Source organism: Acidovorax sp. GW835-FHT14G06 (assembly GCF_058793595.1).
On record NZ_JBXAGA010000022.1, the window covers coordinates 19,539 to 38,807 of the forward strand.

Here is a 19,269-nt window from a genome sequence, read left to right on the forward strand (position 1 = left end):
CGCGGCCGACGATACAGCTAAATCCGATCGCGAGACAATTGAATGAGAGGCCACGTGTGTATTCCAAGCGCACCTGAACACTGAGTCCATTTTGATCTGACCACTCCGCCAGCACCGATGACAGGGCAACCAGCCGCCGTGTCCAGGCGCTCTTCTACGGCAGAATTCGGCCACAAGCGGCCAGTCGCTGATGGTGTCGCGTCGCGCCTGCTACCGGTCGTGCGGCTCAATCAGCCAGCGGCCTTGATGAGTTGCAGGACCTCCCGGAACTTCGGGTGCTGGCAATTGCCAAGCCACTCGAACAGCACCATTTCGTGGGTCACGACCGTGGCACCCGCTTGCGACAGCCGGGTCATGGCCGCTGCGTGATCTGCCTGCCGTCGCGAACCGCTGGCATTCGCAACCACCCAGACGCGCTAGCCCGCACGCAGCAAGCCCAGCGCCGTCTGCATCATGCAGACATGGGCCTCGCATCCGGCGACGACGACCTGATCGCCCGTCGGCTTCGCGTCATGCAATGCTTCGATCAGTCCATCGGCACAAGCATCGAAATGCGTCTTGGCCAGCGTGGCCTGGCACTCGGCCCGGATCTTCACGACGTTCGGACCTAGGCCCGTGGGGTTCTGTTCGGTGCCGAGGACAGGGATGTCCAGGACGCGGGCCGCTCGTGCCAACAGGACGCCGTTGGCAACCACTGCAGCCGCGTCGTGGATGGCTGGCATCAGTCGGGACTGGTAGTCCACGAGTACCAGCGCACAGTCCCTCGCTTTCACGGCGTCCATGTTCATGCCTCCCCTGGACGTTCTCCGCGACCCGACGCGCGGCCCAGCAGTTGCCGAAGGTAGGTGTCGAAGAGATCCTGCGACGCCTGCTTGAACATGCGGATCCGCCCCGTGTGGCTGAGCACGAGCAGGCCAACCGAGTGCGCAAAAAGCGCCGTCACTTCTTCCAGGGCGCGCTTCGGGGGCTGCCCCAGTGCCTGCAGGGCATCCTGGACCGGCTGCAACGCGTCACGAAGACGCGCGTTCAGCTTTTCGTTCAGCTCGGGCGTCAACCCACGAGGATTCATGCCCTGGAACAGGTAGAAGCCAAGGTCCAGGTCACGCGGGTTCTCGCGGTAGAAGTCGAAGAACGCTGTTGCCGCAAGTCGCACATGCTCGGCGGCGCCGGTGCGGCCGTCGAGGGCGGCCTGCACCTGCGCATTTAGCCGCTCCAGCGATTCCGACAGCAGGGCACCGTACACCTCTTCCTTGCTGGCGAAGTAGCTGTAGATCGCGCCCACGGTGTAGCCGGCACGCTGAGCGATCTCGCGCATGCTGGTCTTCTCCATGCCCAGGTCGAAGAACGCCGAGCGTGCCGCGTCCAGCACCGCGCGGCGCCGAACGTCGGCCAGCGCCTGCTTGAGCACCTCGCGCGGCTGGGCCGCAGCCCGCTTGGCAGCCGGGCGGCGGGAGGTCGTCGTCGATGTAACCATGGGCCATTGTAAACGTTGACCATTTGCATTGAACAGTGTTTAATTGAGATGCTAAATGTTCAATCTGCCTGGAGACAACCATGCCTGCCGCTTCCTCCGACGCCGTCACCAAAGTCAACCTGATGTCCGGCGACGCCTACCGCGAGTCGCTGCGCCGCTACAAGCCGAAGGTCTTTGTCGATGGTCGCGAGGTGACCAGCGTGGTCGATGACCCGTCGCTGCGCCCCGGCGTCAACGCCCTTGCATTCACCTACGACTACGCTCTGCGCGATGAGTTGGAGCCGATCGCACTGGCCACCCAGACCAGCCGCAACCGGGTCGTCAGCCGCATGCTGCACGTCAACGAGTCGGCAGGTGACCTGCTGAACAAGCTGGAAGCCGTGCGGGTGCTGTGCCAGGAGACCGGCTGCGCACAGCGCTACCTGGCGCACGACGCGCTGAACGGTATCGCCCAGGCCACGGCCCGCATCGACGATGCCAAGGGCAGCACCGAACACCGCGGCCGCTTCGAGGCCTACCTGGCCCATGTGCAGGACAACGACTTGTCGCTCGGCATTGCAATGACCGACGCCAAGGGCGACCGCAGCCGCAAGCCGCACCAGCAGGCCAACCCCGACACCTACGTTCATGTCGTGGAGCGCAGCGCCAAGGGCATCGTCATCAGTGGCACCAAAGCCATCGTCACCGGCGGCCCGTACATGCACGAGTTCCTGGTCATGCCCAGCCGCAACATGGGCCGCGAGGACGCTGACTTTGCGGTGTGCTGCGCGGTGCGTGTGGACGAGCCGGGCATCACCATCGTGTCCCGCCCGGCAGGCCGACCGGGCGAGAAGGTCGAGCATGGCGAGGCGCTGTTCTCGCGCAAGTACGGCCAATCGACCGCCGTCGTGATCTTCGACAGCGTGTTCGTGCCGTGGGACCGTGTGTTTTTCGCCGGCGAATGGGCGTACAGCCATGTGCTGACCTACAGCTACGCCACCCACCACCGGCACAGCTGCATCGCCGCCCGGGCCGGCTTCGGTGACCTGCTGATCGGCGCGGGCGCGCTGATGTGCGAGGCCAACGGGCTGGACCCGAGCAAGAAGAGCAACCTGCGCGACCCGATGGTCGAGCTGATCACCATCACCGAAAGCTTCTTCGCCTGCGGCGTGGCGGCCAGCGTCTACGCGGAGAAGGACCCGCACAGCGGCTCGTTCATGCCCGAGCCGGTGTTCAGCAACATTGGCAAGCTGCTGCTGGCGACCAAGATCTACGACATGCACCGCATCGCGCACGAGGTGTCGGGCGGTCTGATCGTCGCTTTGCCCGGCCCGGACGAGGACCACAACCCGGCCACGGCCGCGAAGTTGTCCGAGGTGCTGCAGGCGACGCCGGACATCCCCTACGACAAGCGCATCCAGACGGCGCGCTTCATCGAAGACCTCACCGCTTCCTACCAGGGCGGCTGGTACTCGGTGATCAGCCTGCACGGCGGTGGCTCACCGGCGGCGATGAAGCAGGAGATCTGGCGCAACTACCCGGTGGGGTCGAAGGTAGAACTCGTGGAGCGTCTGCTGGAGCGCGGCGTGCTGCATGACGAAAAGCGAGGCATAACGAAGAACCGGCAGCCAGGGAAGTGCTGCGACACCGGCTGCACCACGCCGGGCCAACCGGTGATGGTGGCGTTGCCCGAAAGTCGGCGCGCCGGCGTTGCGGAATGAATGACGGCTCCGGCGGGTCGGCCCACTACCCCGGAGGACCGAAGTTCCCTCGATACCGGTCATTGTCGCGGCCGCGCTGCTTGGTGAACCGATGACAGCTTGGTGCCCGGCATCATGAAGCCGGATCAGATCCGCGACCGGCTCCAACCGCTGCGGAGCTGACTTGACCGCACTTCGGCAGCTTCAGGCTGATTGCGGACTCTCGCGATTGACTCGTCCAAAGGCAACTCCCGACCTTGAGCAGTCCTTGGCGGCGCCCAATTGCCGCAGCAGTTAGGGCATTCGTGAATGTTCGGCCGAGAGGCAACGAGAACAGTGCAGCGTCTGGCGAGTCGTTATCAGTGCCTGCGCAGATGTGCTCGGCACCTTCGATGTCCTTGTCGCCTTCGCTCACACTGAACCGATAGTTCAGGCTGCCTACTCTGGCGCATGACTTCCCAGAGCATTCCCCACCTAGCCATACTGGGCCCATTCACCGCACGGAGGACCAATATGAGCCGATTGTCAAAATGCCTCGTTGTCAGCGCGTTTGCGCTTTGGGTGGCTTCGGTGGGGGCGCAGCCAACGTACCCCAGCAAGCCCATCCGGCTGATTGTCCCGACTCCCGCAGGTGGACCGAGCGATACTGCGGCGCGCGCTATGGCCAAGGGAATGAGCGCCGGGCTGGGCCAGGAGGTTTTCGTGGAGAACCGCCCGGGCGCCAATGCGGGCATCGGCGCCGGTGCCGTACTGACCGCGCCCCCCGACGGCTATACCCTGCTGTTCGCGCTGGCGTCCAACGCAGGGCTGCCGCACCTGAGCAAGGCGTCGCCCTACAAGTCGCTCACAGAGTTTTCGCCCATTGCGGCGATTGGTGGCAATACGCAATGTCTAGTGGTGCCCGCCAGCGTTCCGGCCAAGACGCTGCAAGAGTTTGCCGGGTATGCAAAGGCAAGCGCCAAACCGCTGATGCGGGGTTCCAACAACGTCTCGGAGGACATGGTGGCCACAGAGGTCACCCGTGCACTGGGCTTCATCCTCGACCGCGTGCCCTACAAGGGGGCACCCCAGATGCTGCCGGATCTGCTCGAAGGGCGTATCCAGGCCGCTGTATTGCCGGTGGGCGCCAGCCTACCGCATGTGCAGGCGGGGCGGCTGGTGATGCTGGGGTGCAGCACGGCAGAGCGCATTCCTGCGCTTGCGACGATACCGACTTTGGCCGAGTCCGGTGTAGCCGCTGCGCCGCTGATCACGGCTCACTTCGTCCTCGGTCCTCCGCGGATGCCGGCGGAGATCATTGATCGACTGGCGGCGGCCGTGCGTGAGGCTGCGCAGACCGCGGAGTTCAAGCAGGCGATGGACCGCTTGCTGATTGTCGGAAGTGCCCGGTCGCCGGCTCAGACGCAAGAGTTGATTCAGCAGGCCGAGGCGCAATACATGCGGTTTGCGCGCGAGACCGGCGCGAGCATCGACTGATCGCAGGGGCTCAGCGGTGGGTCAGCCAACTCGATGCCCGCCGGCTGTTGCCGTGGTGCCATGCCGGACGGCCATCGACGCTCGACTCCCCTTTGGCGATCGTGAGGGTGGCCAGCTCGGCGCAGAGGGTAGCGGCGAAATCGGCGAAGACGCGCAGGCGCAAGGTTCGGCGCAGCTCCGGCCGAAAGTACAACGCCAGAGGCGGGGGATCCATCAGCTCCCAGTCGAGCAGCGCGGGCACCAGGCGGCCGCTGGCCAAGTCGGCTTGCGCGGTGGCATAGGCGATGCGCATCACGCCGCCGTCGCCGAGGGTCAGCGCGAGCAGGTTGTCGCGGTGGTTGGAGTTCAGCCAGCCTTGCACCACCACTTGTTCGATGACCTCGTCGCCTTGTGGCGCCGTCTGTCGATAGCGCCAAAGATCCAGCAGCTTTCCATAGGGATTCCGGTAGCTCAGGCAATTGTGGTCGACCAGATCGCGGGGGTGGCGCGGCATGCCATAGCGCTTCCAGTACCCAGGTGTGGCTGCGGTGACCTGTGCCATCACCGGCAGCTCGCGTCGCACCCAACTGCCAGCCTCGAACCAACCGTGCAGCAGCAGCAGGTCGCATTCCATGCTAGCCGCCTCCTCCAGATGCAAGACGGTGCGCAGGTCGAGCGTCATATCGGGGTAGCTGGCATGGAATGCGGCCAGCGCGGGCACGATGCAGTGTTGCACGAGGAACGGCGTGCCCCCTACGACCAGGTTACCTTGCGGGCGCTGCCGCGACTGTCGCAGGCCTTCCTCCGCCGCTTGCAGCTGCGCCAGCAGCGGGGCACAGGCTTCGGCGTATTGCGCACCATCCGTGGTGAGCTGGAGGCCACGACTGCCGCGCTGGAACAGCTTGAAACCAAGTTCAGCCTCAAGGGCGCTCACCAGCTTGGCGACGGCCTGCAGCGTCATGCCCTGCTGGCGCGCCGCTGCCGACAGACTGCCGGTTTGCGCAGCCGCAAGGAAGTACTGAATGGCTTTGAGCTTGTCCACTTGGCAATGGGTGTGCGGAACCCGCTGGTGCGGGCGATCAGAGCGGACCCTACTTTACCGGTTTGGAGCCGTCCGTGACGATCCCCCGGGCAGACATGCCTCTCCCCCCGCAATTCGTCTTCGACGATCCAGCCGCGTACGAGCTGATGATGGGGCGATGGAGCGCGTTGGTGGCCGGTCCTTTCCTGGACTGGTTGGCGTTGCCCCCAGGGCTGGCCTGGCTGGATGATGGTTGCGGCAATGGCTCCTTCACCGAGTCCTTGCTCCGGCGGCAAAGGCCAGCGACAGTGGTGGGTGTCGATCCATCCCCGGAACAACTGGCGTTTGCGCGCCAGCGCGCCTCGACGGTGGGGGTTCGCTTCCTCCAAGGCGACGCCCAGGCGCTGCCCTTGTCGGACGCCAGCGTAGATGCTGCGGTCATGGCTTTGGTGCTGTTCTTTCTGGCTGATCCGCAGCAAGGCATTCGAGAACTCGTGCGAGTCACCCGGCCCGGCGGCACGATCGCCGCATACCACTGGGATATGGACGGTGGGGGCTTTCCTTTGCAACCTATCCGCGATGCCGCCCACGCCGATGGGTATGAGCCCCAGAAGCCGCCGAGTGCCTGGGCGGCTACCTTGGAAGCATCGGAAGACTTGTGGCTCCAGGCCGGATTGCTCGACGTGCGAACGACGCAAATCGAGGTGTGTCGCGACTTCGACAGCTTCGACGATTTCTGGCGCACGGCGCAGGGCAATCCTCGCTTGCGTGACTTCTTTGCGTCGCTCGCGCCGTCTGTCCTGCAACGATTGAAAGGGCGTGTACGCGAACAGCTTGGAGTCGCGGGAGGCGGGCCTCTCGTCTTGAAGGCCAGGGCCAATGCCGTGCAGGGACGCAAGCGCCAAGTCGTTCACACGCATGTCGCTTCCGATGCAGAGACTGCTTAGTGGACACGAGACTGACCAGCTGCTTATGGCCGTTTCCAGTCTTACTCTGCCGCAGATTGACTTTCCGCACCCGCTGCAGAGCGGCTCTACGATCTGGCTGCTTCAGGCTGGTTGCTGTCACTTGAAAGCTAAGCCTTGGAAGGCGGCTAAATGATTGGCAGCGGCCGTTGACAATAGTCGCCAGCTTTATGTCTCAACTATGGGTTTCCCGTAAAAGGCATTGAAGACATCAATGGCATGGTTCACTTTGGCAAAGATGGCTTTGTCACTCATGGACTTTCCAACGCCTGGCTTGACCTCCAGACTGCTGGAGCCCACCCTCGGCAAGGCCAGCTGGCAACAGCGCACTCGCAGTGGCTGCCGCACGGCCATGCCGCCCCCAGGAAGTGCAAGAACCATGTGGAACGAAACCAAATTCACGAAGCTCACCGGCTGCCGCTACCCCATCGTGCAGGGGCCCTTCGACAACGGATCTTCATCGGTGAGGCAGCTCTCGGCCGCCTCCAACTTCGGAGACTAGGCTCGCTCGTCAATTCCTGCTTCGTCACCGACCTGGAGCCACAGATATTGCGATGACAGTCCGAGCTCTGGGTACATAGCCAACCCACGACAGCGTCGGCAAGACGCGCGTGTATGCAACGCACGGGGACACGCCAAGGACGGTATCGCAGAGAAACCGCGGTTCGACCCTGCGCTGGTCATCGAACTGGAGTAAGCCTTCGAGAAATAGATCGGGTACCAGCTTCGCTGGACATTGTGTTGTAGGCAATTTGGATCGCCATGAATACAGTACTTCGGGCGGTGGTTGAGACGACAAATCAAGAAGGCAAAAGAATGAATTTGAATGAGCTGTTTGGTTCGGGAGATGAGATGACCCCGGAGGGCATGGAGTTCCTGGAGCGCCTGGTCAAGGAACTGGACGTTCCGGTCTCCCGGTATGAAGAGGCGGAACGCCGCTACCAGTCCGTGGGCGACTGGCTGTGCCGTGACGAGTCCACCCTGAAGGACCTCGATCCGGATGTCTACGTCCAGGGCTCGTTCCGGCTCGGCACCCCCATCAGGCCGGTGAACGAGCACGAGGACTATGACATCGACCTGGTGTGCGAGCTGTCGGCTGGCAAGTCCAATTTGACGCAGCAGCAACTCAAGGAGTTGCTTGGCGTCGAGATGAAGGCCTATGCCAAGGCACATGGCATGTCGGAGGCGGGCGAGAGCCGCAGGTGCTGGACGCTCGACTATGCCGATGGAGCGCAGTTCCACCTCGATGCACTTCCCGCAATCCCGGACGGCGGCGAGAAGCGGCGCATCCTGCGGGAAGCCCAGCTCGATACACCGTGGGCGGACACCGCCATTGCGATCACGGACATCGACCATCCCAACTTCCGGAACCTTCACGGCGAGTGGCCCCATTCCAATCCGCGGGGCTACACCGAGTGGTTCCGCTCACGCATGAGGGAGAACTTCGAACAGATGCGTGAGGCGGTGGCTATCGCCATGGAAGCAAACGTCGAAGACATCCCTTCCTACTCCATAAAGACGCCGCTGCAGCAGGCGGTCCAGGTGTTCAAGCGCCACCGGGACCACATGTTTGCAGACGACCCTGAAGACAAGCCGATCTCGGTCATCCTGACCACGCTGGCGGGCCTGTCTTATCAAGGCGAGCGTACGGTCGCCGAGGCGGTGGTCGGCATTCTTGATCGCATGGAATCGCACATCACTGTGGACCAACATGGAAACGCCGTCATTGCGAACCCAACCGACCCGCAGGAGAACTTTGCGGATCGCTGGGTCCTGGTGCCCAAGAAGCGTGCGAACTTCTACAAGTGGCTTCAAGAAGCCAGGCGGGACTTGAACTCCATCCTCCAGGAGCGCACCTCGCATCGCTTGACCGAAGCCGCCATGGAGTCGTTCGGCGAGCGGGAGGCCCGCGCCGCGGCAGCCGGTGGTGGTGTCCGAGGCGCAATGACAAAGTTCCTGCAACGCGCCGCCTCAGTACTAAGCGCTCCGCACAAGAAAACGGCCGCATGGCCTGTAAAGCAGGCCGGCGATTGGGTGCAGATCCACAAGGTTACGTGGACTGCCCGGGGGTTCTCCCGGCCGCAGCGCATCCGCAGTGGTGACCACAGCCTGATGAAGGGCGCCTCCATCATGTTCGAGGCCTCCTCCAACGTCGACTACCCCTATGACGTCCATTGGCAGATCACAAACACCGGCAAGGAGGCGAGCGATGCAAACACATTGCGCGGCGGCTTCTACTCCGGAGGCACGTTGACGAGGGGCCACGCCAAACGCGCCGAACCGATCGGGTTCTCGGGTACCCACTCAGCCCAATGCTTCATCGTCAAAGACGGTCACCTCGTGGCCAAAAGCGATATTTTCATTGTCAAAGTTAGGTAGAAGAATGGCGGACATCCTCAATTCCGTGGCGCTTTCAGATGGCGCCATGGCGCAAGAATTTCAGAACGCGACAGGTGAAATGCTCGTCGTGGTCAACGGGTTCACAGCTGCGACTGCGCAGCGCCACAGGCCGCTGGATCCCTGGGTTCCGGTGGCGCGGGGCGACTTCGGAGAGGAAGCATCAAGGGCGGCCAAAACGCTGGCCAGCGCAGGCCGGCTGCAATGGCAGCAGGTCACCCATTCTCCGGCCGCCACGGACTGGGGCACTGTGACGCCGGTGTCTGGGACCCTGGCCATCCTGAACACCTGGATTTCCAATGCGAAGACGCTCACGAGCGCCAGCGGTCGTGGCCACAGTCTGACCAAGCCCCAAGAGAACGCGTTTGGCCTGGAAGCCAAATGGCGCTGCCAGTTCTCGGGCTGCGGCAAGGACCTGATGAAGCACCGGTCGACCGGAGCCACTTCAAAGTCCTCCTACTTTGCACACATCATCGCGTCCTCACCCGATGGCCCCCGTGGTTCCACCACGCTGTCGCATGCTCTGTCTGCGGACGTGAACAACTACCTACTCCTGTGCGACGAATGCCACCGCCGTATCGACCGCGAGGATCCGGACCGCTTCACCGTTGACGTGTTGCGCAAGATGCGCCGTGACAGCCTGGTTGAGGTGGAGCGGCTACTCGACTCGCTGCAGCACAAGGAAGCCATCCCGGTGGCCATCGTGGGGAACATCACGGGCCAGTCTGCGCACCTGGACTGGCGCGATGTCGAAGAAGGCCTGTGGTCCAGAAAGCTGCGCAAGACGCCGGGCCACCCTTATACCTTCCTGGAAAACGGCTGGTCAACCCACGATCCGCATTCCAAGTCCTATTGGTCGCTGCTGCTGCAGGGCATGGGCGCAGAACTCGCACAGATGCGCAAACTTCTTGCTCCCAACCCCGGCGCACCAGGCGGCGGAAAGCACTTCGCCATCCTTCCGCTGCACAGCACATCGGTTCTGGTCCTGGCAGGCCGGATCTTCGGTGAAGCAGCGTCCGCCACGGTGCTGCAGTTCCGCCGCCAACTCACCCAGGGAAAATGGAGCGTCGATGCTGGCGCGCCTTCGGTTGCGCTTCCCACGTTCAAGTTGGTCAGGCACCGGGAGCACAGCCCAGGCGAGACTGAGGCATGCCTGTTGGTATCGCTGACTTTCAGCATCACCCCTGAACGCCTGGAGCCGCACATTCACGACGGCGGTTTCAAGATGCCAACCATCGAGATCACAAGCGACGCCCCGTTGAGCCCGTCCATTCTCGACAGGCCTGAAAGCCTGGAAGCACTGTCGCTGACCATGAGCGATGCAGTTCAAGTGCTGCAGGAGGACTGGAAGGTGAAGCAGGTCCACCTTGTGATCGGCTCGCCCGCTTCGGGGGTTTTCAAGTTCGGGCAGAAACTCCAGGCACGCAACCAGGCGAGCTACATCTGCTACGAAAGCGCCATGGGTGCAACTCCCGGCGTTTTCAAATCAACCATCGAGATCACCGGCAGCGGGGTGCGCGCGTTAGGCAGCAGCAGCTGGACCGGCCTGATCTGATCCGGGCAGCGTGAATCGCCCCGGCTGAACTAGACACCTTCGAGCCTTAAACCTGAGGCCCAATAGGAGGCGCCATGACGAAGCAGCCATATCCCGAAGAATTCAAGATCGAAGCGGTCAAGCAGATCACAGAGCGAGGTCACCGGGTATCCGTTTCCATGGTGATCTCCCATCGAGTTGAGGGGCAAACAGCATGAACCCAGAATTGGCGAAGGCAGCTACTGACCCATCAGCTTGAAATCACCACTAGGGGGTGGTTTGTGACGGTACGGAGAAAGAGGCTCGTAGCGCCAAGAATGGCAAGGTGATCATTCTCGATGCCCGCCTTGGACAGCCCCGGTTGAACAATACCAATGCGAAAGACAACGTACTTGCGTCGCGACGCCTTTCTCAGCACAACGAGCCTGTCCAGACTCCCGCGAACAAAGCGCGTCGGGCGACCCGCGCGATGCTTGGTCTCACGCTCTGTGAGATGAGCAACCAAATTGGGAAAATTCCATGTCCACTTGGTCGATTTTTGCGCTTGGCCGCAGACTTCGTAGAGGTCTTTCACGCGGTTTCCAGGCGCAGCTCCAGAGGAGTACTTGCAGTGCCATAAAGTCACAGTGATGGTCTGCTCCCCATCTTCAATAGATACGATGTCCGCGCTTTCCCCGGCATCATCGTCATCAATGATGAACGCCGAAGGCCCTTGCTCCAGGTGCTCGATAAATTTTTGTTGAATCGAACGGGGGCGCAGCGCGCCATCTTTCCATCGGCTTTCCTGATTTTGGAGCGTGTCGCCCCACGCCAGCGGAGCGATCAGCTCTTGGTCATAGACCTCCGCTAGTTCTTCGCGCGGTTTCAGCAGTATTTCGCCCGAGAGTTGCGAGCCATCTGCAAGTCGTACAAGAGGTGGGTTGGTCGTGAAGAAATTAACCGCCAGATCAGTCTTATTGAAGGCCTCGATGCTGACATCAGGTCCTTCGACCCGCGCAATCGAATAGAACAGTCCCTGAGCTTCTCCTTCGGAGACTAGCGTGATCTTGAACACGGTCTCGACTTCGCTGCCAGCCTTCAGCTTGAACTTAAACTCGTTACCTGCCGGGGCCCACTCGACAATATCTAGCTGACACTCATGGAAACTGTATCTGTTTTCTCCATGCACAACCGTGATCTTGAAACTCGCCGACTCGAAGAGCTGATCGGGCCAGTCGATCATCATCGCGTGCTCATCGGGAAGCACGCCGCCTTTGCGTAACTCAGGAACGAGGGTGTACTTGAGGAAGTCATTGGGCTCGATGTTCTCGTTTGAGAGCTTGATCCCCAGGTTGCTGCACCAATCTCTCCAACCGGCCAGAGAGTCCGTCTGAAGGGACCAGATCTTCCCTTTACGTGAGCACCCAATGCTCACCCTCTTTCCGTCTTCGTAGCCTACGCCCATGACGTTCGATTTCATCTTGTCCTGCTGCAGCACGGGATCGATTGCGTCGTGGACATCGAGACCAGCAAACATCTGGTATCTGACATTCCGGCTCAAGCCCGTCAAACCCACGCTGTGCAGCGTCATTCGTCGCAGATTGCTGAAAGCCCTGAAAACCTCCTCATCACGAACCGGTAGCGGGTCAGTCGAGAGACTTTGAGCTAGCTTCCATGCGAAATACTTGCGGGAACTGTTAATGAAGAGAAGGCCTTTTTCCTCATCATAGAAGGCGATGAAAAGGTCCCAGGTGTCGATGACGATGTCACGGGAGTCTGTCCAGTCAACCTTGTCTTCCTGATTGACAATGAAGACCAGCATTTTGTCTTGCTGACTGAATATCGGCTGATAAATGACCTGGTTTGGTCGAAATGCATTTGCATACCCGGTGTGGTCGAAGTCCGTGACGCGAAACACCTCCGTGCTCAGCTTCGGGTTCATCGTGAGAGTAGATATCTCCAGTTCGGTCGCAACTTCCTTCAGTGGTTGAAGGTTTTCCAAAAGCTCCGACAGCCTCGCTTGCGGGTCGATTGCGTCGTAGCTCAAGTCTGACAGCAGGTTGTTCCAATCAGCATCTTCTTGATAGAGGCTTTCAAGTGCTTCAGGCACGCCGTCTTCAGCAGTATTTGCCACGAAACTTGCATCCCCGACATTGCCGGCCGCACGAGCGAAGCGACCAATAAACTGCAGCGTGATGCCCAGGCTCTTGTGGACGGAGTGCAGCGCGGCCACTTTGAGTTGCGGCAAGTCAAATCCTTCACCGAACATGTCCACGCAGATCACGATCCTGTGTTTACCGCTTCGGACATCCCGAAGAACCTGCTCGCGACCCTTCGTGTGGCTGTGGACGAGGACCGGATTCAAGTCCTGAAACTCAGCGCTATAGATGTTGTCAAACAGGTCCGTAGCCTGATCAATCGTGTTGGCTCTCGCCAGTAGCATGTGGTCTAAGCCGCTTGCCAGATCGGTCCTCAGTCTCTCTACGGCTCTCTCGGCGATCCGCAGATCTGCCACAGAGCTGTCAGGCTCAAAGACTTGAAGGAACTGGATCGGCTTGAAGAACCCGCCCTCCTGGGCGAGCTGAAGTGGGTAGTTGTAGATGATCTTCCCCTTCAACGCCTTGCCGTCTTCCCGGAATGGCGTCGCAGTGAACAACAGCGTTCGAGCATGGGCGCAATAACGTGAGAACCTGTTCCACGTTGTCGCTTGCGCATGGTGCGCCTCATCGAAGAAGACTTCGCTGAAGAGCGCTGCAAACGCTTTTTGCTCAATCTCATCGCCTCGGCTGATGGAGGCCATCGTGGTCACCACAATGTTGCAGCTTCGGAGAGCGTCGAACTGGGCCGCAGTGGGCTTTCCTGTCAGCACGCCCACGACCGGATTGAGGACGTCTACGACGATGCCCAATTTCCTCAGGAGCCCGTACTCCCTGAACTTGTCTGCCGTCTGCTGCCGCAGCGCGTCTGTGGGCACTATGACCAAGATGCGATCACCGCGCGATTCGACGGTGATGGCCAGCATGACCTCCGTCTTCCCCGTCCCCGTGGGCATCACAATGATGGCCGGGTCTTTGCTCAAACTCCAGTGCGCCGCTATCGCGTGGAGCGCGCCAATTTGAGGTGCGCGCAAGCCAGGCCTGGCGGCGTGCCCCCCAACTGCAACAAGCTCGGAGACGTAGTTGATACCGCCTCGCCATGAGGCATGCGCCTCAGTCCTCAGCCGGTTGCCTTCAGCCAAGCTGTCTTCGACTTCCCGGAAGCGCGCATCCGAGACTTCAAGTATTCCGTCTATAACCTCACCATCAGTCCCGCGTAGCACCCCGGCAGGAGCAATATCGGTGAAGTCAAATCCATTGACCATCAAATCAATGGCGTAGACAGCGCCGTCTTCAGTGGTCGCCTTGAGGCGTTTGAAATTCGGGCCTCGGGATCGATAGGCAACGACGGTGGCCGGATAAACCGCGCTCGCACGCTCGATGCATGAGGCGTCGATTGCGCCGTCCCGGTTCTGGAAGGCATATCTTGTCGGCAGGCGCAGGCGCGTTGCCGCAGCGAAATCCGCTTCTGTGACCATTCCCCTGCCTCCGTTCTGTATCTGCGCATCGTACTCATAGCTAGCAAAACTCATCAAGCTTAAGTAAGTCCATGCGCTGCCTGGTGCTGAGCGGGGCGTAGCGGTGCGACGCCAATGACGCACCCACCGTCATCGAGGCGGCTGCGTCCACCAACGAAGAGTTACACGCGCTGCTGCAGACAGTCATCGCCCGGTCCATGAAGATGCTCACGCGCCGGGGCATGCTGGTCGAGGAGAGTGGGGCAGACCTAGCTGGCCGAGGCAGATAGACCCACCGATGTGTTCCAATGAGATTGGGCTAACTTTTCCGAGAACTGAGGTACTCAAGGATCTCAAGAATCTTTGCGGGAGCCGCGCAGCAGGCTTAATGCAACGTGGCAATGCATTGCTAACAACTCGTGGGTTCCACAGCCATCAGGTGATTCGAAACCCCATCTTTCGTTTCGCACCGCCAGGTAGCCCAGAGCTTTGAACCAGCAGCATTGGCCCCACCAATATCCAGCTCGAGAGCAAGCCAGTTTCGGGCAGCCAAGACCCGCCTATTCGACTGCGGAAAGATCAGCATCTCCGCACTGGTGTTGACGTTCAAGTTCTGCGTGATCCGGCCCACGTTATCCAAGACATGAAAGAACAGTCGCTCGGCCACAGACACCAGCGATGGGTGCACCACCGCTGTCGATGTGAACTGCTGAATCTGTGCCCAGTTGTCTTGCGGACCTACGTCTTTGCGATATGCAACCCCATGTGCCGCCACATGCACGTCCCCTGAGACGATGGCCACTCTGAGTTGCTTGGCCTTTGCGATCGCGAACAGGGTTTCGAGCAGGCGCAAACGTTCGCCCTCATGGTCGTCGTGGGTCCAGTGATCTTTCAGATCATCGGCACTGCTATCCAAAACGTGATCGGAACCGAAGTTATCCAGGAATGCCTCCGCCAGCGATAGCTTCGGGTGAACGACAGGAACAGACGACATGAACAGCAGGTGCTGACACCCATCACCTGGATGTTTGCGCTTGTTCGCTGGAATCTGCTCGAGCCAGGCCTTCAGCGCATTCCATGTTTCCGGTCCCAGTACCTGTTCGTGCGAGCGTTCTGTTCGCAGATCCGCAACCAGTAGCTGCACCGGGCCGATAGCGTGCGCGAAGCTGAAGCCCGGCTGTTTGTTCAGCAGAGGCAAGGCCAGAGCATCGCCCTTGAGTACTGTCTCCCACTCAATCTCTTTGAAGAGCGGATCATTCGCTCTGACTTGAACGTCGTCCCTAGGCTCAAGATCAGGGAGGCAGTCAGCCGCATGCTGCATCTGGAATACCCAGAATGCTCGACGTGCGTGATGGAATAGCTTATTAAATAGCGGACTGTGCTGCATCTCGCAGCTGTAGGAACCCCACCCATCGAAGATGTCGTGGTCATCCCACATCATCACCGTGGGAGTCCGCGCCATGGCCTGCGCCGCATCAAGTGGCTTTGTCTCGCCACCCCAAGTGCCTCGGTCTTTGGGTAACCATCTGTCGGCGTAAAGCTTGAGGTAGTAGTCCTCAATCTTCGCCTCAAGTTCGGGGCTAACTGGGAATACCAACTGCTCATCCCTCGGCAACCCAATCCACCCTTTGAGCTCTTTGACGTCTTCCCAGATTGAGTCAAAGTAGATCTGATCTCCCCCCATCAGCAGCAAGTGGAAGCGCTGTAGATTCTTGTCGTGGGTCCTCGACTCATGCCAAAGCTGCTCTTTATCGAGCATGTAGCCCGCAGGGCGCACCTGCCTGTCGTGGTTGCACAGCAGATCCGCCCAGACGGCGTTTTCACCCTTGATCAGCTTGCGGATACTGCTGGGGTCAGAAAAGCCATTGCATGACACATAGGCCATGCGAGGTGCATAGTCTTGTCCTGGCACAGTGAAGTGCCATACCTCGTTGACACCTCCAATCGTGTACTCAACCTTGCGCTCTTGATTCCCTTGATCCGTTGTCAGGTCGTAGCGCAGGTATTGGCGTCCTCCATGTTTGAGCAACACCTTGCTCTTTAGCGCAGCCTTCCCATCGACGATGACTTTGGGTGCTTTGTCGCGCTCATCAATTCCGATGAGCGCACTGACTTTCCACTTTCCTTGCGAGACTCCCCGAAACGAAAGCACGGGCCCAAGCCGAATTTTTGTTGCCATTGAAGTGATCCCTCCGTGTTTTTTGTTGAACCTCTTTTAAGCCTTCTGACGCTGCTCTTGAGCAATGGCTTTGACGATCCGCGCTCGTGCCTGCGCTCGCTCGGCCAGGTACTTGCCTTCGCCTGACTGTTCCAGCCAATCCAGGAAGCGCTGTACGGCGTGGCGCGTCTGACTTGGATCTCTGCAGTTCGCCAAGAAGACGAACTGCATTTTCTGGATCTCGTCGGCCACATAGATACCAAAGGGGCTGCTCACCACGGTGGCATCTGGAAACCCCAACAAATTGGTTGCCTGGGTCTCGGTCACAGTCCGGTGACATGCGATGAGATGTACGGGACCTCCAACCTTCTGCAGCGCGTGGGCAGAAAGATGATCCTGAAGATGGGGCCTCCCGATGGGCTCTCTTGCCGCAGCAATGGTGAACGCGGCAGGGACCGCATCGACTTTGATCAGAGTCGGTTTGTGGTCAATGGGCAGAACTACGCCGAACTTGGTCTTTTGCGAGCCAGTCCGCTGCCCTAGGGCGTCACCGACAACCTGACGCATGACATCGCGCCGTCCGGCGAAGTCCAGCCTGTTCCATTCCAAGGCCGCGCCCAAATCAGAGCGAAGCGTTCCAGTTCCTTTGCCACCTTCGCGGGCCTGTGCAAGTACTGCGTCCGCCAGTGCCTTGTGAACTTCTTTGACTAGGGTTGGAACATCCTGGGGAACTATCCCACCCCGAAACGCCGACTCGCTGTCTTTGAATACTTTGAGGCGATCATTCCGGTCAATTTGCGCCACATCGGTCGTGGTGGCACACGGGGGAAGTTCTATCAATCGAACCTTGCTTCTTGAGGCATTCAGGCCCTCGATGTACTCCGCGTGGCAAATGCCGATGTCGCCTGCTGCTTTCGCCCATCCCGCGTGGCCGTTGTAGAGAACGATCAGCACGTCACAATCTTGGACTTGTTTCAGGCAGGCATCCCAGCTGTCCTTCGAGTGATCAAGAGCTTCCGCGTCCTCGTTGATCCATACTTCGAATGCCTTGGTGCCAAAGAGCTTTTCCGCCTCAATGCTCTTCTTGAGTGCACGCCGGACGTCAGTGAGTGGCGTTCCTCCTGGCCCGGGAAAAAGATCCACGCATCGGCTGGAGATCATTACGCGAAGTTTTCGACTTGTCGCCATGGAATAGTACGGTCTCCCCTTGAAGCGATGCGCAGCTAGCGCTGGGTTAATGCAATGAGCACCTGTTCAATTTCACTGAACTGCTGCACGATGCTGCCATCTCAACGGAAGTTCTTCAAGAAAAACATGGCGAGGCTGAACACTCAACTTCGAGCCTGGCAATCACCGAGCCTATCTAGAGCCTGACCGACTTCGAACAGACTTTCATACGATATGAACTTAGGCCGCTGATCAAGCGTGAGGCGCTCTCTCCGTTGGGGCGGCTCAGACGTTTGGCAGCCACAAGGTCATTGGGAACGCGACTGTGTGCTGATGCAGGCCGTTGAGATAGAGAAATCGGCTGAACCTCCTGGTTGAGTCTGGACCACCGCCAATTTCCGTATACCGAGAAGATGAAGACATGTGGCATCTGTCGGGATGGCGAAAATTAATGTCAGAACGTTCCGACTGGGTGTTTTATGGAAGTCCTTGCTACGATCATCAGACACAGAGGACAGCATATGGACGATGAGAACAGAGAAAGAAATGCCAGAGCCAAACAGCGCCAGATAGCGTTCTTGGAAGCGCTACCAAAGGCCTTGCGAGATGAGGAGGATTCAATTCCAGTCGTGGTTCGCGCGATGAACGCCTCGAGTCGTAGCAAACTGCAGCGGATTTATCGCCTCGCAGATGCAATCATGGAGCACCGTAAGCCATTTGTTGCGTGCAAGAAGGGATGTGCAGATTGTTGCCATATGAACATCACCATCTCGACCGAAGAGGCTGCCAGAATAGGTGCCGCGAGTGGACGAACAGTCGTAAAGCTGCTCAATAGCGTCCATCGCGAAACGAGCGCCTTCGCGGGCATTCCGTGCCCATTTCTAGAAGCAGGCTCTGCTTGTTCAATTTATGCAGATAGGCCCTTGGTCTGCCGAAATCATGCGTCGTTTGACGAGGATGCCAAGCTGTGCAACCCGAATCTGATGAACGATGTTCGGATGCCTGTGGTGAGTTACGCGGGCATCGAGGAAGCTTTTGGCTCCTTGGTACTGGCAAGTAAAAACTCGGTGCTTGCAGATATTAGGGATTTTTTCCCGACTGGATCGGTTTCAGCGTGAGATCCATTTAGAGAAGAGCAACCCGCCGAAGACGAAAATAGAAAGTGAGCGGTGGGTCGCGCAGCTCGCGTGAGGTGAAGGGTTCTAAACGCCCCCCCAATAGTCGCCCAGCAGACCCTTGTACTGCATAGAGCCCGGGGGCGCCTCAACCGCGGCTTTGGCGAGTGGGGCGGCGGGAGGTGCATTCCGCTCTGCTGTACGAGCTTGCAACTCGGCATCGAGCGCCTTCATTAGTTGGATGCGTACATTCCTCTCCTCCTGGCTGGCCTTAGTTTGGATTGGCATTGGCTGGTTGGGAGGCATGGTCGGTCCGGCGGTACCCTCTTTCGCGAAGCCATTAACCTGCACAAGCAAAAGCACATGTACGACGAATAAAAATCTCAGGCTCATCGTCTCTCCCTCGAATGAGGCTATTGTTTGCGGCAATTGTCTTGGATGGCTGCACCGCTTCGCATGCGTACTCGTCGGCTTGCGCTTGCGCTGGCAACGCAGGTTGCGTTGGTGCCGCCTGAATCTGACCTTGTTCGGTGAGTCTGGCGAATCGAAGCTCAGTTTCCTGACGCAGCCGCGAAACCACGCATTCGGCGGCACCGTGAGTCTTTGTTTTAGGACACCCGCTTAACCGCCAGAACAATCTTTGGTTTGAACGCCCGGCCAATCGTCACAGCGGCAACGACGCTCGGACGATGGAGAGCAAATCCTCGCTTGGCTCCTGATCGAAACGGGCCACGCCGTTGTTCGTCAACAGCACCGTCAAGCGCTTGGGGCG

General features: G+C 59.7%; 12 protein-coding genes and 1 pseudogene. 7 read left to right on the forward strand and 6 right to left on the reverse strand.

All coding sequences use genetic code 11. From position 1 onward, the window contains the following. Positions 1-230: 230 nt before the first annotated feature. Together AC1Q64_RS24020 and AC1Q64_RS24025 are read right to left on the reverse strand one after the other, a co-directional pair. A pseudogene (locus AC1Q64_RS24020) lies at positions 231-788 on the reverse strand (hydrolase). Further along, a complete protein-coding gene (locus tag AC1Q64_RS24025; protein ID WP_060985374.1) occupies positions 785-1,474 on the reverse strand; it encodes a TetR/AcrR family transcriptional regulator in 690 nt (229 codons plus the stop codon). Before AC1Q64_RS24025 ends, AC1Q64_RS24020 begins: the two are co-directional and overlap by 4 nt. Before the next feature lie 80 nt (positions 1,475-1,554). Between AC1Q64_RS24025 and AC1Q64_RS24030 the strand changes: the two genes are divergently transcribed. Continuing rightward, positions 1,555-3,174: a 4-hydroxyphenylacetate 3-hydroxylase family protein gene (locus AC1Q64_RS24030; RefSeq protein WP_079367227.1), complete on the forward strand. Its 1,620-nt coding sequence runs from the start codon at positions 1,555-1,557 to the stop codon at positions 3,172-3,174. A 492-nt stretch (positions 3,175-3,666) separates the two neighbouring features. Next, on the forward strand, positions 3,667-4,629 hold the full coding sequence (locus AC1Q64_RS24035) for a tripartite tricarboxylate transporter substrate binding protein (RefSeq protein ID WP_288852232.1): 963 nt from the start codon (positions 3,667-3,669) through the stop codon (positions 4,627-4,629). 10 nt (positions 4,630-4,639) lie between these two features. Here the strand turns inward: AC1Q64_RS24035 and AC1Q64_RS24040 are convergent, their stop codons facing one another. After that, the gene (locus tag AC1Q64_RS24040) at positions 4,640-5,650 is read right to left on the reverse strand and encodes a LysR family transcriptional regulator (RefSeq protein ID WP_288852233.1); all 1,011 of its coding nucleotides are present in this window, start codon (positions 5,648-5,650) and stop codon (positions 4,640-4,642) included. 74 nt (positions 5,651-5,724) lie between these two features. On the opposite strand from AC1Q64_RS24040, the gene AC1Q64_RS24045 reads away from it, so the two are divergent. From AC1Q64_RS24045 to AC1Q64_RS24060, 4 genes are all read left to right on the forward strand, one after another. Next, positions 5,725-6,576 carry a class I SAM-dependent methyltransferase gene (locus AC1Q64_RS24045; protein WP_492253019.1) on the forward strand — a complete coding sequence of 284 codons (852 nt, stop codon included), beginning with the start codon at positions 5,725-5,727 and terminating at the stop codon, positions 6,574-6,576. A 397-nt stretch (positions 6,577-6,973) separates the two neighbouring features. Further along, positions 6,974-7,096 (forward strand): hypothetical protein, encoded by a 123-nt coding sequence (locus AC1Q64_RS24050; RefSeq protein WP_492253020.1) that lies wholly within the window; start codon positions 6,974-6,976, stop codon positions 7,094-7,096. 260 nt (positions 7,097-7,356) lie between these two features. Then, positions 7,357-8,973, forward strand: coding sequence for a nucleotidyltransferase (locus AC1Q64_RS24055; protein ID WP_052521129.1), 1,617 nt, complete (start codon positions 7,357-7,359; stop codon positions 8,971-8,973). A gap of 4 nt (positions 8,974-8,977) precedes the next feature. Continuing rightward, entirely contained in the window at positions 8,978-10,546 is a 1,569-nt protein-coding gene (locus AC1Q64_RS24060) for an SAVED domain-containing protein (RefSeq protein WP_492253021.1), read from the forward strand. A gap of 229 nt (positions 10,547-10,775) precedes the next feature. On the opposite strand, the gene AC1Q64_RS24065 is transcribed toward AC1Q64_RS24060, so the two are convergent. From AC1Q64_RS24065 to AC1Q64_RS24075, 3 genes are all read right to left on the reverse strand, one after another. Then, on the reverse strand, positions 10,776-14,078 hold the full coding sequence (locus tag AC1Q64_RS24065; protein ID WP_492253022.1) for a DEAD/DEAH box helicase: 3,303 nt from the start codon (positions 14,076-14,078) through the stop codon (positions 10,776-10,778). A 388-nt stretch (positions 14,079-14,466) separates the two neighbouring features. Beyond that, the gene (locus tag AC1Q64_RS24070) at positions 14,467-16,236 is read right to left on the reverse strand and encodes an alkaline phosphatase D family protein (RefSeq protein WP_492253023.1); all 1,770 of its coding nucleotides are present in this window, start codon (positions 16,234-16,236) and stop codon (positions 14,467-14,469) included. Positions 16,237-16,272: 36 nt separating this feature from the next. Next, complete coding sequence (locus AC1Q64_RS24075; protein WP_492253024.1) at positions 16,273-17,358, reverse strand: DUF4062 domain-containing protein; 1,086 nt, start codon at positions 17,356-17,358, stop codon at positions 16,273-16,275. 545 nt (positions 17,359-17,903) lie between these two features. Here AC1Q64_RS24075 and AC1Q64_RS24080 point away from each other — a divergent pair. Then, the gene (locus AC1Q64_RS24080) at positions 17,904-18,500 is read left to right on the forward strand and encodes a YkgJ family cysteine cluster protein (RefSeq protein ID WP_492253025.1); all 597 of its coding nucleotides are present in this window, start codon (positions 17,904-17,906) and stop codon (positions 18,498-18,500) included. Positions 18,501-19,269 lie beyond the last annotated feature (769 nt).

Bases quoted from the DNA above. Each gene is read 5' to 3' on its own strand.
- AC1Q64_RS24025 (WP_060985374.1), bottom strand. From the start codon at position 1,474: ATGGTTACATCGACGACGACCTCCCGCCGCCCGGCTGCCAAGCGGGCT.
- AC1Q64_RS24030 (WP_079367227.1), top strand. From the start codon at position 1,555: ATGCCTGCCGCTTCCTCCGACGCCGTCACCAAAGTCAACCTGATGTCC.
- AC1Q64_RS24035 (WP_288852232.1), top strand. From the start codon at position 3,667: ATGAGCCGATTGTCAAAATGCCTCGTTGTCAGCGCGTTTGCGCTTTGG.
- AC1Q64_RS24050 (WP_492253020.1), top strand. From the start codon at position 6,974: ATGTGGAACGAAACCAAATTCACGAAGCTCACCGGCTGCCGCTACCCC.
- AC1Q64_RS24055 (WP_052521129.1), top strand. From the start codon at position 7,357: ATGAATACAGTACTTCGGGCGGTGGTTGAGACGACAAATCAAGAAGGC.
- AC1Q64_RS24060 (WP_492253021.1), top strand. From the start codon at position 8,978: ATGGCGGACATCCTCAATTCCGTGGCGCTTTCAGATGGCGCCATGGCG.
- AC1Q64_RS24065 (WP_492253022.1), bottom strand. From the start codon at position 14,078: ATGGTCACAGAAGCGGATTTCGCTGCGGCAACGCGCCTGCGCCTGCCG.
- AC1Q64_RS24070 (WP_492253023.1), bottom strand. From the start codon at position 16,236: ATGGCAACAAAAATTCGGCTTGGGCCCGTGCTTTCGTTTCGGGGAGTC.
- AC1Q64_RS24080 (WP_492253025.1), top strand. From the start codon at position 17,904: ATGGACGATGAGAACAGAGAAAGAAATGCCAGAGCCAAACAGCGCCAG.